The 14,357-nt window shown below is 75.5% G+C and carries 15 protein-coding genes; 5 read left to right on the top strand and 10 right to left on the bottom strand.

Annotated features, from left to right (window positions below):
• Nucleotides 1–11: 11 nt before the first annotated feature.
• The gene (locus tag NMK34_RS22540; protein WP_318335094.1) at nucleotides 12–272 is read left to right on the top strand and encodes a hypothetical protein; all 261 of its coding nucleotides are present in this window, start codon (nucleotides 12–14) and stop codon (nucleotides 270–272) included.
• Nucleotides 273–354: 82 nt separating this feature from the next.
• On the opposite strand, the gene NMK34_RS22535 is transcribed toward NMK34_RS22540, so the two are convergent.
• Complete coding sequence (locus NMK34_RS22535) at nucleotides 355–525, bottom strand: hypothetical protein (RefSeq protein WP_013285860.1); 171 nt, start codon at nucleotides 523–525, stop codon at nucleotides 355–357.
• Nucleotides 526–782: 257 nt separating this feature from the next.
• Here NMK34_RS22535 and NMK34_RS22530 point away from each other — a divergent pair, with 257 nt between their 5' ends.
• Nucleotides 783–2,198, top strand: a complete 1,416-nt coding sequence (locus tag NMK34_RS22530; RefSeq protein WP_318335093.1) for an aldehyde dehydrogenase family protein — start codon at nucleotides 783–785, stop codon at nucleotides 2,196–2,198.
• Here NMK34_RS22530 and NMK34_RS22525 read toward each other — a convergent pair.
• Genes NMK34_RS22525 through NMK34_RS22490 form a run of 8 tightly spaced genes read right to left on the bottom strand, consistent with a single transcriptional unit; the run spans nucleotide 2,195 to nucleotide 9,435 of the window.
• A complete protein-coding gene (locus NMK34_RS22525) occupies nucleotides 2,195–2,929 on the bottom strand; it encodes a class II aldolase/adducin family protein (protein WP_318335092.1) in 735 nt (244 codons plus the stop codon). The genes NMK34_RS22530 and NMK34_RS22525 overlap by 4 nt on opposite strands.
• Nucleotides 2,929–3,795 (bottom strand): thioesterase family protein, encoded by an 867-nt coding sequence (locus NMK34_RS22520; protein ID WP_318335091.1) that lies wholly within the window; start codon nucleotides 3,793–3,795, stop codon nucleotides 2,929–2,931. Before NMK34_RS22520 ends, NMK34_RS22525 begins: the two co-directional genes overlap by 1 nt.
• On the bottom strand, nucleotides 3,792–4,655 hold the full coding sequence (locus NMK34_RS22515) for a beta-ketoacyl synthase N-terminal-like domain-containing protein (protein ID WP_318335090.1): 864 nt from the start codon (nucleotides 4,653–4,655) through the stop codon (nucleotides 3,792–3,794). The genes NMK34_RS22520 and NMK34_RS22515 overlap by 4 nt, the downstream gene beginning before the upstream one ends.
• Nucleotides 4,652–5,758 (bottom strand): beta-ketoacyl synthase N-terminal-like domain-containing protein, encoded by a 1,107-nt coding sequence (locus tag NMK34_RS22510; RefSeq protein WP_318335089.1) that lies wholly within the window; start codon nucleotides 5,756–5,758, stop codon nucleotides 4,652–4,654. The genes NMK34_RS22515 and NMK34_RS22510 overlap by 4 nt, the downstream gene beginning before the upstream one ends.
• 6 nt (nucleotides 5,759–5,764) lie before the next feature.
• The gene (locus tag NMK34_RS22505; protein ID WP_318335088.1) at nucleotides 5,765–6,253 is read right to left on the bottom strand and encodes a beta-hydroxyacyl-ACP dehydratase; all 489 of its coding nucleotides are present in this window, start codon (nucleotides 6,251–6,253) and stop codon (nucleotides 5,765–5,767) included.
• Nucleotides 6,250–6,636, bottom strand: coding sequence for a hypothetical protein (locus tag NMK34_RS22500; RefSeq protein ID WP_167796877.1), 387 nt, complete (start codon nucleotides 6,634–6,636; stop codon nucleotides 6,250–6,252). The genes NMK34_RS22505 and NMK34_RS22500 overlap by 4 nt, the downstream gene beginning before the upstream one ends.
• Nucleotides 6,618–7,874: a CoA transferase gene (locus NMK34_RS22495; RefSeq protein WP_318335087.1), complete on the bottom strand. Its 1,257-nt coding sequence runs from the start codon at nucleotides 7,872–7,874 to the stop codon at nucleotides 6,618–6,620. Before NMK34_RS22495 ends, NMK34_RS22500 begins: the two co-directional genes overlap by 19 nt.
• Before the next feature lies 1 nt (nucleotide 7,875).
• Nucleotides 7,876–9,435 (bottom strand): AMP-binding protein, encoded by a 1,560-nt coding sequence (locus NMK34_RS22490; protein WP_318335086.1) that lies wholly within the window; start codon nucleotides 9,433–9,435, stop codon nucleotides 7,876–7,878.
• Between the two features lie 137 nt (nucleotides 9,436–9,572).
• Here NMK34_RS22490 and NMK34_RS22485 point away from each other — a divergent pair, with 137 nt between their 5' ends.
• Both NMK34_RS22485 and NMK34_RS22480 read left to right on the top strand, forming a co-directional pair.
• Nucleotides 9,573–10,664 carry an LLM class flavin-dependent oxidoreductase gene (locus tag NMK34_RS22485; protein ID WP_318335085.1) on the top strand — a complete coding sequence of 364 codons (1,092 nt, stop codon included), beginning with the start codon at nucleotides 9,573–9,575 and terminating at the stop codon, nucleotides 10,662–10,664.
• Between the two features lie 8 nt (nucleotides 10,665–10,672).
• Nucleotides 10,673–11,941 carry a cytochrome P450 gene (locus NMK34_RS22480; protein ID WP_318335084.1) on the top strand — a complete coding sequence of 423 codons (1,269 nt, stop codon included), beginning with the start codon at nucleotides 10,673–10,675 and terminating at the stop codon, nucleotides 11,939–11,941.
• A 9-nt stretch (nucleotides 11,942–11,950) separates the two neighbouring features.
• Here the strand turns inward: NMK34_RS22480 and NMK34_RS22475 are convergent, their stop codons facing one another.
• The gene (locus NMK34_RS22475; RefSeq protein WP_318335083.1) at nucleotides 11,951–13,153 is read right to left on the bottom strand and encodes a cytochrome P450; all 1,203 of its coding nucleotides are present in this window, start codon (nucleotides 13,151–13,153) and stop codon (nucleotides 11,951–11,953) included.
• 190 nt (nucleotides 13,154–13,343) lie between these two features.
• Here NMK34_RS22475 and NMK34_RS22470 point away from each other — a divergent pair, with 190 nt between their 5' ends.
• Nucleotides 13,344–14,333: a ParB/RepB/Spo0J family partition protein gene (locus NMK34_RS22470; RefSeq protein ID WP_318335082.1), complete on the top strand. Its 990-nt coding sequence runs from the start codon at nucleotides 13,344–13,346 to the stop codon at nucleotides 14,331–14,333.
• The last annotated feature ends 24 nt before the right edge of the window (nucleotides 14,334–14,357 follow it).

Raw genomic sequence — 14,357 nt, 5'->3', positions numbered from 1 at the left:
GGAGGAGCACGGTGAAGTTCGTCATCGAGAGCGCCGCCGACGGCAGTGTGGGGTTCACCGTCGTCGGCGGCGACGGTCAGCTGCTCGCCACCGGGGCGCCCTGCCCGGACAAGGGCTCTGCGCTCGCCGTGGTGGGGGAGCTCATGCACGGTCTGGGCGACGCCTGCGTCGAGGACCGCACCGAGGCCGGCGCCGGGCCGGTGGCCGGCACCCGCACCGAGATCGGCGACGACATGTCGGACATCGGCCGCTCCGGCATCCCGCCCGTCTGACCGCGACACGTCCCGAGGTTCCGCCGGCCCGGCCGCGACACGTCCCGCCCGCCCGGCCGGTGGGCCGGGCGGGACGGTGTACTCACTGCTCGTCGTCGAGCACGTCCGTGTGGCCGTCGCGGGTGACCGTGGGCGGCAGGTGCTCGTCCGGCTGGGGCGCCTCGGCGAGCGTGTGGTGCGGGTCGCCGTCGGGCGAGAACAGCACCCGATCGGTCTTGCGGGTCTTCTCCTGCTCCTCCTCCGGCTCCGTCACCGCGTTCTCCCTCCGCTCACCGGCGCCTCCGGCAGGCCGCCCCTCGTCCCACGCTAAGCGCCGGACGGGCGGCGGGAGCGGGTTTCCGCGCGACGGCCCCGGGCCGGCCCCGGCACGCGCGACGGACGGGGGAGCGCACGGACCGGTCCGACTCTCATCATCGGCGGAGCGCCGCGGCGGGACAACGTGCACGCTGCCCACCCCGCACACCCGCGGATACGCTGCCAGCCGCAGGCACCAGCGACGGAGGGGCAGCCGTGGCGCTGACGATGACCGTCGACGGCCGCCCGGCCGCCGGCGCCGGAACCTTCGACGTCGTCGACCCGGCCACCGGCGCGGTGTTCGCCACCGCCCCGGCCTGCCCGCCCGAACTGCTCGACCGGGCGATGGCCGCGGCGGCCGCCGCGTACCCGCAGTGGGCTCACGACGACGAGGCGCGGCGCGGCACGCTGCGCGCCGCGGCCCGGGCGGTCCTCGGCGCCGTCGCCGACCTCGCCGCGCTGGTCACCGCCGAGCAGGGCAAGCCGCTGGCCGAGGCGACCACCGAGGTACGCGCCGCCGCCGCGTGGCTGCACTACTTCGCGGGCATCGAGACCGGACCACAGACGATCGGCGGTCGACGCGACACCGCGATCGTCACCGCGCGGCCCCTCGGCGTCGTCGCCGCTGTCACGCCGTGGAACTACCCGCTCGCGCTCGCCGCCTGGAAGATCGCTCCGGCGTTGCGGGCGGGCAACACCGTGGTGCTGAAGCCCTCCCCGCACACCCCGCTCGCCACGCTCGCCCTCGGCGAACTGCTGCGTGACCTGCTGCCACCCGGCGTGCTCAACGTGGTGACCGGGCCGGATCCGCTCGGGGCGTGGCTGTGCGCCCACCCCGTACCCAGGAAGATCACCTTCACCGGGTCGACAGCTACCGGCCGACGGGTAGCGGCGGAGGCCGCCGCCCGGCTCAGGCGGGTCACGCTCGAACTCGGCGGCAACGACGCCGCGGTGGTGCTCGACGACGCCGACCCGGCGCGGATCGCCGACGACCTGTTCTGGGCGGCCTTCGCCAACAGCGGCCAGATGTGCATGGCGGTCAAACGGGTGTACGTGGCCCGGCCGGTGCACGACGCGCTCGTCGAGGCGCTCGCCGACCGCGCCGCCGCCGTCCGGATGGGCCCCGGCGCCGACGCCGGTGTCCGGCTCGGCCCGGTGACCACCAGGGCCCAGCGGGAGTACGTGGCAGGGCTCGTCCGCGCGGCCGTCGCCGGCGGCGCGACGGTCGCCGCCGGTGGTCGAGCCGTCGACGGGCCCGGTCACTTCCATCCGCCCACCGTCCTGTCCGGGGTGTCCGACACCGACCGGGTCGTCACCGAGGAGCAGTTCGGGCCGGTGCTGCCGGTGCTGGCGTTCGACGACGTCGAGGAGGCGCTCACCCGGGCCGACGCGACACCGTTCGGCCTGACCGCCTCGGTCTGGTCGGCGGACCCGGACCGGGCCGCCGCGGTGGCCGCCCGCCTGGACGTGGGCCAGGTGTCGGTGAACGCGCACGCCGCCGGGGTCCGGCCGGACCTGCCGTTCGGCGGGCGGAAGGACAGCGGTCCCGGGGTCGAGAACGGACACTGGGGGCTGGCCGGGTACACCCAGCCGCACGTCCTGGTCCGGCCGCCCTCGGAGGACCAGCCCTAGTCGAGCAGGTCCGGCTCGGCGTGCACGACGTCCTCGTACATCGGCCGGAAGTTCAACCGGCCCAGCCCCGGCGTGCCGATGGTGGCCCGGGTGAGACGTGCCTCGGCGGGCGCGATCGGCACCGGCGTGCCGGCCGCCTCCGCCGCGAGCTGGATCCGGCAGCAGCGGTCCATGCTGAAGAACCACCAGGCCGCCTCGTCCACGCTGCCGCCCACGGTCAGCAGGCCGTGGTTGCGCAGGATGACCGCCTTGCCCGGGCCGAGCGCCTCGGCGATCCGGTCCGCCTCGTCGCGGTCGAGGACCACCCCGGAGTAGCCGTCGTGCAGGCCGTGGTCCTCGTAGAACGCGCACGCGTCCTGGGTCAGCGGGTCGAGCAGCCGGCCCAGCGTGGCGAACGCGCGCCCGTACACGCTGTGGCTGTGCGCGGCCGCCACGACGTCCGGGCGGACCGCGTGGATGCGGCTGTGGATGGCGTAGCCGGCCGGGTTGATCGTGCCCTCGCCGTCCACGACGGTGCCGTCGGAGTCCACAAGCAGCAGGTCGCTCACCCGCAGCCGGCCGAACGACCGGCCGAACGGGTTGATCCAGAACCGGTGCGGCTCGCCCGGGTCGCGGACGGTGAGGTGACCGCCGGCGCCCTCGTCGAAGCCGTACCTGTGGAACAGCCGCAACGCCGCCGCGAGCCGCTGCTTGCGGCGCAGCCGCTCCTCCGCGACGCTCCGGGTGCCCATCACGCCGTCCCGAGCAGCGCGGCGACGACCTCGTCGTCGAACTCGGCCAGCCGTCCCGCGTCCGGGCCGCGGCTGATCGCATACCCGTGCAGGATGCGGGCGTGGGCGACAGGCACGCGCTCGCCGTCACGCCGCACGGCGAAGCGGACGTCGGCGTCGAACATGGTCCCGCGCAGCACGTCGGTGACGGTGAACGTGGTCTCGATCTCCTCCTCCATCCGCGCGGCGGCGAGGACGCGCACGGACGCGCGGGACACGACCGGGATCCAGCCGCGCACGTCGAGCATCCGGCCGACGGATATGCCGCGTGCCGCCAGGAACCGGTCCACCACCTCCTCGACCGCGCGCACGTAGCCGGAGTGCTGCACCGGCTGCGAGTACTGGCAGTAGAAGTACGGTGCCCGCCACCGCCACTCGAACGGCGTACCGGCCGCGTCGGCGGCGGGTGCGGGATCGTCCGCCCGGACCTCGACAACGACCGGCACGTCACCGGGGACCGCGACGTCGACGGCCGGGCCGGTCCGGACCAGGGCCGCGCGGACCCGGCCGCGCAGCACCGGCACGCCGCGCGCGGTCAGCCGCACCGCGAACTCGCCGCCGCCGCGGTGCCGCGCCTCGGCGGTCACCTCGTCGTCCACGTCGAGCACCGCCGGCAACTGCACCGAGGCGTCGGCGATCACCAGGCCGAGGCCGTGCTCGTGGTACAACCGCGACGGCCCGGCGCCGCGCTCGCGGAACCAGGCGAGCACCGCCTCCTCGGCCAGGTACATGAAGTGTTTGAACCCCACCCAGGTACGGATGTTGGCGCCCTCGAAGCGGGGGCGCAGCGCCACGGTGGTGGTCTCGTCCGGCAGGACCGCTGTCACCGGGTCTCCTCTCGACTGTCGGATCGGGGTGCGGGCCCGGGTTCCGGCGCGGCGCGTACCGTGACCGCGCGGAACCCGTCCTCGTCGTCGCCGCAGCGGATCTCCACGACCGCCGGTCCGCCGGGCGCGCGCAGGGCGTCCGCCGCCAGCGCGACCGGGACCAGGCCGTCGGCGCCGTAGTGGCCGCCCTCGCCGCCGGTGCCGTGGCCGTCCGGCGGGTCACCCGGCACCGTCCGCACCGGACCGACCACCAGGTGCGGCGCGGGCACCCGGCCGAGCGGCTCCAGCACCAGGCAGGCGGCGCCGGCACGCAGCGGACCCGGGCGGCCCGGGCGGGTCGCGTGCAGCGCGACGGCGGTGTCGTCGTCCGGCTCGGCGCCGACCACCACCACCCGGTCGGCCCGGCCCGCCGCCAGCAGCCGCAGCCCGGCGGCGAGCGCGTCCAGGCCGGAGGTGGCGCCGGAGCAGCACATCAGGTTCGGGCCGCCGAAGCCGAACCAGATCGCCACCGAGCTGGCCACCACGTTGGGGGAGGCGTTCGGCGCTGACAGCGGGGACACGGCCCGCCAGCCGTCGGCGCGGGCGGTGGTGACGATCCCGGCGACGGTGCCGACGTTGCCCAGGTTGCTGCTGGCCACCACCGCCGTGCGCGGGTCGACCCGATCCGGCGGGGTGCCGTCGCCGTCGGCCCGGCCGAGCGCCCGGTGCACCGAGCACAGGGCCAGCCGGGTCGCCGTCTCCTTGTACAGCAGTCCCTTGCGCCCGAGGACGGTCCGGGCCCGCTCCGCGGGCGGCGCGTCCGGCCCGGGCAGGTACGCGTACCAGGCGGTGAGTGCCGCCGCCGGTCCGGAGGCGGTCACCGGGCGGCCTCGACGAGCGTCACCGCGTTGACCCCGCCGAAGCCGAACGCGTTCACCTGCGCCAGCGTCGCCCGAGTCCGGGCCGGACGGTCGCGGACCAGGTCGAGGCCCTCGGCCTCGGGCAGCGGCGTGCGCAACCCGGCGATCGGCGGCACCACCCCGGCGCGCAGGCAGCGGACGGCGACGTCGAGACCGTGCAGCGCGGCGGTGCCGGAGGTGTGCCCGATCGCGCCCTTGATGCCGGTGACGGTGGTGGGGCCGCCCAGCGCCACGAGCGCCGCCGCCTCCGTCGGGTCGTTGAGCGCCGTGCCCGTGCCGTGCGCCACCACCAGGCCCGCGTCGGCCGGCTCCCGGGCACCCCGGGCGTACGCGTCGTCCATCGCCCGGCGCACACCCTCGGCCGACGGCGCGGTCTCGTGGTACGCGTCGCAGGACAGTCCGGTGGCGACCACCCGGGCCAGCACTCGTGGCGCCAGCCCGGCCCGGGTCACCACGAGCGCGGCGGCCCCCTCGCCCAGCAGCACGCCGGCCCGGTCCCGGTCGAAGGGGCGTACCCGGTCGGCGGGCTCGTCGGCGACCCGGCCGATCATCGCGAGCATCGACTCGGTCATCGCGTCGGTGGCCGCGACGACGACGGCGTCGGCCTCACCGAGTTCGATCATGTCCTGTGCGAGGGCGAGGACGTGGCCGCCCGCGCTGCACGCGTTCGCGACGGTGACCGCGCCGGGCACGCCGGCGTCCGCGACGGCGGACCGGAAGTGCAGCCCTCCCGCGCGGAACGGCGCCCGGTCGGCCACCGCCCGCTCGACCGCGCGCAGCTCGCGCAGCCCGCTGCCGACCAGCGCCGCGACGCGGTGCCGGGCCGGGTCGAGCGCCGCGTCGGCGAGCGCCCGCCGGACGCAGTCGCGCAGCCAGCCGGCGGCGGGCCACATCTCGCCGCCGGAGCCGTCCGGGATCGGGTAGCCGTGGCGCACGTGTACGGCGGCCGGGTCGTAGCCGGACAGCGGCGCCACCCCGCAGCGGCCGCCGAGCAGCGCGGCGAACGTGGCGTCACCGTCGCCGAAGCAGGTCCGCACCGCGCTCGCCGCGATCTCCACCGGCATCGCGGCCTACCCCAGCTCCGCGAGCGCGGCACCGGGCCGGACGGCGGCGATCAGCTCACCGATCACCGCCGTGGTCCGCCCGCCGACCGTGACGGTGCCCGACGCGACTGCGGCGCCGTCCACGACCTTGTCCAGCCGTACGTCGTGGCGCAGCACGTCCCCCGGGTACGCGGCGCCGGACAGCCGCAGCTCGCGCACGCCGACGAACAACGGCAGCAGCCCGCTGCCCGGCCCCGGCACGCCGGCGCCCGCCCGCAGGAACCAGGCGAGCGCGGCGGCCTGGCCGAACGACTCCAGCAGCAGCGCCACCGGATACGCGTACGCCTCGGGAGGCGTCGTCTCGTCCAGGCCCGCGTAGCACCACTCGGCGGCGGTGACCGCCTTCTCGGCCACGATCCCGTCCGGCCGGACCTCCACCACCCGGTCCACGAGCAGCAGCGGGAACCGTTGCGGCAGCAGCCCGCGGATCGCCTCCTGCCCGACCGGCGCGCTCACCGGTACCGTCCGGCGTCGAACTGCGCCTCCAGGCGGGCGCACTGCTCCCCGTCGCCCCGGTGGCAGCGGGCGCGGGCCGTGAGCGGCCCGGTCGCCGGGTCACCCGTCACCTCGACCCGCATGGTGAACTCGCCCGGCGCCAGCACGGGCGCGGTGAACCGGGCCGAGCGCAGCACGGTCAGGCGCGCGCCGTCCACTCCGGCGCAGACGGCGCGCAGCAGCGTGTCGACAAGGAACACCCCGGGCAGGATCGGCCGGCCGGGGAAGTGACCGGACAGGTACGGGCCGTCCGGCTCGACGACGGTGCGGGTGCGGATGCGCACCCCGTGACCGGAGCGTTCGATCTCGATGCTGTCGAACGGGCTCAGTGGGGGCGGGTACACGCCGGGGCCTCCTGTCGGTCGGTGGCGCCGCACGCGCGCAGCCGCGCGAGCTCCGCCCGGTCGACGCCGGCCTCGGTGAGCAGCGCCTCGGTGTCCGCGCCGACGGCCGGCGCGCCGTGCCGCACCCGGGTCGGTGTCCGGGAGAACTTGGCGGCCGGGCCGGTCAGCGGGCCCGTGGTGCCGTTGCACAGCGGGACGGTCTGCACCATGTCGCGTTCCCGGACGTGCGGGTCGGCGGCGGCGTCGGCGAAGTCGCGTACCGGCTCGGCCGGGATGCCCGCGGCGGCGAGCCCGGCCGCCGCCTCGGCGACGGTCCGCGCCTCGCACCACGCACCGACCAGCGCGTTGACCTCGTCGCGGCGGGCACGGCGCTCCTCGTTCGTGGCGAAGCCCGGGGCCCGGGCCAGCTCCGGCCGGTCCATCGCCGCGGCGAGCGAGCGCCAGTGCTTGTCGAGCGCGACCGCCAGGTAGAGCCAGCCGTCCCGGCAGCGGTACGTGCCGGCCGGTACGACGAAGTCGGCCTGGTCGCCCCAGCGGCGCAGCGGCACGCCGGTCGCGCCGAGCGTCAGGTAGCCGCCGCTGTTGGCGAGCAACGCGTCCAGCAGTGACACGTCGACGTGCTGGCCCTCGCCGGTGCGGTCGCGGTGGCGCAGCGCGGCCAGCGCGCCGATCGCGCCGTGCAGCCCGGCCAGGTCGTCGGCGAGGAAGGACGGCGCCTTCATCGGTGTGCCGTCCGGCTCGCCGTTGAGGCCCATCCAGCCCGCCGCGGCCTGCGCGATCGGGTCGAAGCCGGCGTCGGTGGCGCGCGGGCCGTACTGGCCCCAGCCGGAGATGGAGACGAAGACGATGTCGGGATTGACGCGCCGGCACTGCGCGTAGCCGACGCCCCATCCGTCGAGCGTGCCCGGCCGGTAGTTCTCCACCACCACGTCAGCGGTGACCACCAGCCGCAGGAACGCCTCCCGGGCCGGTTCCCGGCGCAGGTCCAGCGACACGCTGCGCTTGTTGCGGTGCACCGTCTCCCGGAACCAGGACAGGCCGGTGCCGGGGATGTCCGGCGGCATCCGGCCCTCCCGGTTGCCGGGCATCTCGATCCGGATCACCTCGCAGCCCAGGTCGGCCAGGACCGCGCCGGTCATCGGCCCGGCCCACACCTTGCTGACCTCCAGCACGCGTACGCCGTGCAGCGGCCCGTCCACGTCGTGACGTGCCTCGCGGTAGAAACCGGCCTTGTCCATCTCACCGCCAGCTGTCTGGTATCTGCGATCGTTGTGCCGAGCTGCGGTGTAGCGCCTGCCGCCGTACCTTCCCGGAGTCCTCGCGGGGCAGCGCGGTGGACAGCTCGTAGGAGCGCGGCACCTTGAACCCGGCCAGTTCGCGGCGGCAGTGCCGGTCCAGCGCGGAAGTCAGGTCGTCGGTGAGCGCGTGGGTGTCCACCTCGACCACGGCCCGGACCTGCTGCCCGAACTCCTCGTCCGGCACGCCGAAGACGACCGCGTCGCGGACCGCGGGGTGGCGCAGCAGGACGGCCTCGACCTCGGCCGGGTACACGTTCACCCCGCCGGACAGGATCATGTCGTCGGCGCGGCCGGTCAGGTAGAGGTAGCCGGCGGCGTCCAGGTAGCCGCGGTCGCCGTAGGTGAAGCTGCCGTCGGGGCGGTGCGCGGCCCGGGTCTTCTCCGGTGCGTCGCGATACTCGAAGCCGTCCGGGCGGCGCAGGTAGACCCGGCCCTCGTGCCCGGCCGGCAGCGGCATGTCGTCGGCGCCGACCACCACGATCTCGGTACGCGGCAGCGGGCGGCCGACGCTGCCCGGGTGTGCCAGCCAGTCGTCGGCGTGGATGATCGTGGCGATGCCCGCCTCGGTGGCCGCGTAGTACTCGCTGAGCACCGGGCCCCACCAGGCGATCATCTGCCGCTTCACGTCGACCGGGCAGGGTGCCGCCCCGTGCCAGACGCGCCGCAGCGTGGCGCCGCCGAACGCGGCCCGTACCGCGGGGTCCAGCCGCAGCAGCCGCACGAACTGGGTCGGCACCAGGTGCGTCATGGTGACGCCCTCGTCGTCGATCAGCCGCAGCGTCGCGGCCGGGTCGAACCGGGGCCGGGTGACCAGCCGGAACCCGCGGATCAGCGGCAGCAGCGAGAAGAACAACTGGCCGGAGTGGTACCAGGGTCCGCACAGCAGGTTCACCCCGTCCGCCGGCATGCCCAGCACCGTGCACAGCCGGTTCAGGCGTCCGCGCAGCCGGGGGAGTGGCTCGCCCTGGCGGAACAGCCGGCTGACCACGGCCTTCGGCGCGCCGGTGGTGCCGGAGGTGTAGAGGCCGGTGGCGCCGCTGCCCGCCTCCGCCGGCTCGGCGGCGTCGGCGTGCGCGAGCAGCGGCTCGGCGGCGGCGAACCCGTCCACCGGCTCGTCGCCGAGTACGACGCGCAGTCCGGGGCGGCGGTCGTTGCGCTGCCACGCGTCCCGGGCCGCCGGGAGGCGCTCGGTGTCGGTGATCAGCGCCCGGCAGCCGGAGTCGGACAGCAGATACGCGACCTCGGCGCCGGTGAGGTGCCAGTTCATCGGCACGATCACCAGACCGGCGTGCAGACAGGCGAGCAGCAGCTCGAACACCTCGTGCCGGTTGCCGGCGAGTACGCCGACCCGGTCGCCCGGGCGCAGCCCTTCCCGGTGCAGCAGGTCGCACCAGCGGTTCACCCGCTGGTCGAGGGCCCGCCAGCTCAGCGCGGCGTAGCCGTCGTCGAGCGCGACCGCGTCCGGCGCGGCGGCCACCATCGGGTGCAGCAGCTGCGCCATCGCGGATCCTCCTCGCCCGGGGCGGTGCCACCCGGCCCGTCGGTGACCCCAGCAACGTAGGTTTCGGCCGCCTCCTTTGTCGACTCTCGTATGTGCGGAGTCGTAACGTGTGCCCGGCCCGGTGAAGGGACGATCGGATGACACTGCATCTGCACTGGTTCCTGCCGTCGCACAGCGACGGGCGGGACATCGGCTGGCGTCCGCGGGGTGCCGGCGCGCGGCGCACGGTACGCCGGGAGCCCGACCTCGCCTACCTCGCCCAGGTCGCGCTCGCCGCGGAGCGGCTCGGCTTCGAGGGCATGCTGATCCCGGTCGGGATGTTCTGCGAGGACCCCTGGCTGGTCTCGGCCGCGCTGGCCGGGCGCACCGAGCGGATCCGGTTCATGATCGCGCTGCGGCCCGGGCTGATGTCGCCGACCCTGGTGGCGCAGATGGTGGCCACGTTCCAGCGCCTGTCCGGGGACCGGCTCATGCTCAACGTGGTGGTCGGCGGCGACCCGGACGAGCAGCGCCGCTACGGCGACTGGCTGGACCACGACCGGCGCTACGAGCGCGCCGACGAGTTCCTCACCATCCTGCGCGGGGCGTGGACCGGCGAACCGGTGGACTTCGAGGGGGCGCACCACCGGGTCCGGGCCGCTCTGGTGACGCGCCCGCCGCGGACCGCGCCGACGGTGTTCGTGGGCGGCTCGTCGGCCGGCGCGCAGGACACCGCGCTGCGCCACGGCGACGTCTATCTGGCCTGGGGGGAGTCGCCGCCGGAGCTGGGCGCGTTGCTCGGCGAGGTACGCGAACGCGCCGGCGGCAAGCTCTCCTGCGGCACCCGCTTCCACGTGATCACCCGGGACACGCCGGAGCAGGCGTGGGCCGAGGCGGACCGGCTGATCGCCGGGATGGACCCGAAGACGGTGGCCGCCGCCCAGGAGCGGTTCCGGCGCAGCGAGTCCGAGGGACAGCGCCGGATGGCCCGGATGAGCGCCGGCGCCGAGGGCCGGCTGGAGGTGTACCCGAACGTCTGGGCCGGGTACGGCCTGCTCCGGCCGGGCGCCGGGGCGGCCCTGGTCGGCAGCCACGAGCAGGTCGCCGACCGGATCGCCGAGCTGCACGGGCTGGGCGTGGAGCATCTGCTGCTGTCCGGCCAGCCGCACCTGGAGGAGGCGTACTGGTTCGGCGAGGGCGTGCTGCCGTTGCTGCGTGAGCGCGGCATCCTGGCGGAGGCACACGGATGACGGCGGCGGTGAGCCCTGACGCGTCGCCGGAGCTGCTCGCCGACCCGGCCACGTACGTGTCCGGACCGCCGTGGCGGGAGTTCGCCAGGCGGCGGGCTGAGGCGCCGGTGGCCTGGGTACGGGAGCCGGCCCTGCGCCGCCGCTCCGGGCGCGCGGGCGACGGACCGGCGGGCGAGGTGCTGCACCGCGGCGACGGGTACTGGGCGGTCACCCGGTACGAGAGCGTGGTGCGGGCCTCCCGCGACCCGGCGTTGTTCTCCTCGGCCACCCGCGGGCCGTTCCTCGCCGACCCGAAGACCCGGGGCGACCTCCAGCGCACCCGCCAGCTGCTGTCCGGCATGGACCCGCCCGGGCACACCCGCCTGCGCCGGGTGCTGACCGCCGCGTTCACGCCGCGCACGGTCCGGGCGCTGCAGGACTCCATCGACGCGCACGCCGCCCGGATCGTGGCGGCGGCGGCCGGCCGGGGTGAGGTCGACGCGGTACGCGACCTGGCCGCCGAGCTGCCCCTTGTGGTCCTCGCCGACCTGCTCGGCATGCCGCCGCAGGACCGGCACCTGATGTTCTCCTGGAGCAACCACCTGGTCGGCTTCGACGATCCGGAGTTCGGTGGTGGCGACGTCCGGACGTTCAAGCGGGCCATGTCCGACGCGTTCGGGTACGCGGCCGACGCCGCCGCCGCGCGCCGCCGCGACCCGGGCGACGACCTGACGAGCGTGCTGGCGACGGCGGAGGTGGACGGCCGGCCGCTGACCGAGCCGGAGCTGTGCGGCCTGTGGCTGCTGCTCGTGGTGGCCGGCAACGAGACCACCCGTCACCTGGTCTCGGGCGCGCTGGAGCTGGCCGCCGACGACCCGGCCGTCCGCGACGCGCTGGCCGAACCGGACCGGGTGCCGGTGGCGGTGGAGGAGCTGCTGCGCTGGGTCACGCCGATCATGCAGTTCCGCCGGACCGCCACCGCCGACACCGAACTGGACGGCCAGCCGATCCGGGCCGGCGACAAGGTGGTCCTGTACTACGCGTCGGCCAACCGGGACGAGGCGGTGTTCGCCGACGCGGACCGCCTGCGGCTGGACCGGGCCCCGAACCCGCATCTGGCCTTCGGTGTGGGCCCGCACTTCTGCCTGGGCGCGCACCTGGCCCGGGCCGAGGCGGTGGCGCTGCTGCGGGCGCTGCGCCCGCACCTGCCGCATCTTCGCCGCGCCGGCCCGACACAGCGGCTGGCCTCGAACTTCATGAACGGGATCAAGTCGTTGCCGGTGCGCCTGGTCCGGTAGCGGGGGTGTTCAACCGGGGAAGGCGCCCAGTCGAACATGCGCCGGCAGGTGGTCGTACCCCCGGAAGCTCATGTGCCGGCGGCGTACCGGGACGCCGGCCGGCTCGAAGCAAGCCAGGCCGCGGGCGATCCGGTCGAACACCGCCGCCCCCTCCAGCCGGGCGAGCGTGGCGCCGAGGCAGAAGTGCGGGCCGGCGCTGAAGGAGACGTGCGGGTTCGGGGTACGGGCGATGTCCAGCTCGTCCGGGCGGGCGAACCGCCTGCCGTCCCGGTTGGCGGCGGCGAGCAGCAGCACGACCAGCCGGTTGGCGTTGATCCGCCGGCCGGACACCTCGATCGGGGCGCGGGTCAGCCGGGCGGTGGCCTGGATCGGCGCGTCGAAGCGCAGGAACTCCTCGACCGCGCTCGGCACCAGCTCCGGCTCGGCCCGCAGCCGGGCCAGCACGTCCGGGCGGGACAGCAGGGCGGCGCAGCCGGTGGCGATGAGGTTGGTGGTCGTGTCGAAGCCGGCGAAGAACAGGAAGATCACGTTGTCCACCAGCGCCTCGGCGGTGATCGCGCCGCCCGGGTCGGCGGTGGCGAGCAGGCCGGCCAGCGGATCGTCGTCGCGACCCCGGCGCTCGCGCTCGGCCAGCAGCTCCCGCACGTAGGCGCGCAGCCAGGTCACCGCGGCGGCGGTGGCGTCCCGGTCGCCCTCCACCCGGATGCCGGCGCCGAAGGCCCGGGCCAGCGTCATCGCGTACGGGCGCACCAGGTCGCGGTCGGCGACGGGGATGCCGAGCAGCTCGGCGGCGACGGTCACCGGCAGCGGCGCGGCCAGCCCGGTGACCAGGTCGGCGTCCCCGTCCATCGCGGTGAACAGCTCGCCGACCAGTTCGTCGACGCGGCCACGCAGCCCGGCCACGGCCCGGGGCGCGAGCAGCCGGGACATCGCCCGGCGCAGCACGGTGTGCACTGGCGCGTCCCGGTTGAGCACTGTGGCCCGGAAGAAGCCGGTGACCGCGTCGGGCTCGCCCGAGGCCTGGTACACGACGTCGGGGAACTCGTGGCCGACGCGCGGGTCGGCCAGCAGCGCGGTGACGTCGGCGTGCCCGGTGACCGCCCACACGCCGGGACCGGCGGGCACGACCGGCCCGGCCTCCCGCAGTGCCGCGTAGGCGGGGTAGGGGTCGTCCAGTCCGGCGATCGCGGTCGCGTCGTATCGCACTCGCACGACGGGATCGTAGCGCCGGTGGGACGCCTGAAAGCGAGATAGTGCAGCGACGGCGATCACTGACCTGTCGCGATCCCGGCACGTCCGGGGCGTGTGCTCGGCTTCCCCGTCTGATTAGGATTCACGTATCACGGCTCTTGCGAAGCGACGAGAGACGTAAAAGCTAGATACGACATCCCCTGGAGGCGGCGTGACCAAGGGAGCAGCCATGACGGTGGTGGCGGACCTCGACGAGGAGCCGGCGGGTACGACCGAGGGCGGGCCGGTGCAACTGCTGCCGATCGCCTGCCTGCGCGCGGCCGACTCGCCCCGGCTGGCCGGCGAGGACGACCTGCACGCGCAGACACTGGCCGAGACGGACGCGCCACTGCCGCCGATCCTGGTCCACCGCGGCACCATGCGCGTGATCGACGGCATGCACCGGCTGCGCGCCGCGGTCCTGCGCGGCGAGACGCAGATCGCCGCCCGCCTGTTCGACGGCACCGTCGAGGCGGCGTTCGTGCTCGCGGTGCAGGCCAACGTCACCCACGGACTGCCGCTGTCGCTCGCCGACCGCGAGGCGGCGGCCCAGCGGATCCTGCGGTCGCACCCGCACTGGTCCGACCGGGCGGTCGCGACCGCGGCCGGGCTCGCGGCGAAGACCGTGGCGAGCATCCGCCGGCAGGACATCGGGGCCCCCGACGTGCACGCCCGGCTCGGCCGCGACGGCCGGCTGCGCCCGGTCAACAGCGCCGAGGGCCGCCGCATCGCCAGCGAGCTGATCAGCCGCAAACCGGAGGCGTCGCTGCGCGAGATCGCCAAGACCGCCGGCATCTCCCCGGCCACCGCCCGGGACGTACGTGAGCGGATGAAGCGCGGCGACGACCCGCTGCCGCTGCGTCAGCGCGGGGGTGAGCCGCGTCCGGCCCGGGCCGGCCTGAGCCGCCGGCCACCGATGCGGGAGCGCTCGGTCAACCTGCAGAACCTGCGGCACGACCCGTCCGTCCGGTTCACCGAGTCCGGCCGTGCACTGCTGCGCTGGCTCGACAGCCAGGCCACCGGGCCGCAAGGCTACGCGGAGCTGATCGGCACCATCCCGGCGCACTGCACGTACGTGGTCGCCGACATCGCGCGCAGCATCGCCGAGGAGTGGCTCGAGTTCGCGGACCAGCTCCGGCAGCGGGCGAACGAGGCGGCCTGACGTCGCCACCGGTGGGATTGGGGA

This window comes from Micromonospora sp. BRA006-A, from assembly GCF_033433935.1.
GTDB lineage: Bacteria > Actinomycetota > Actinomycetes > Mycobacteriales > Micromonosporaceae > Micromonospora > Micromonospora aurantiaca.
This window is presented reverse-complemented; position numbering and strand designations above follow the sequence as displayed.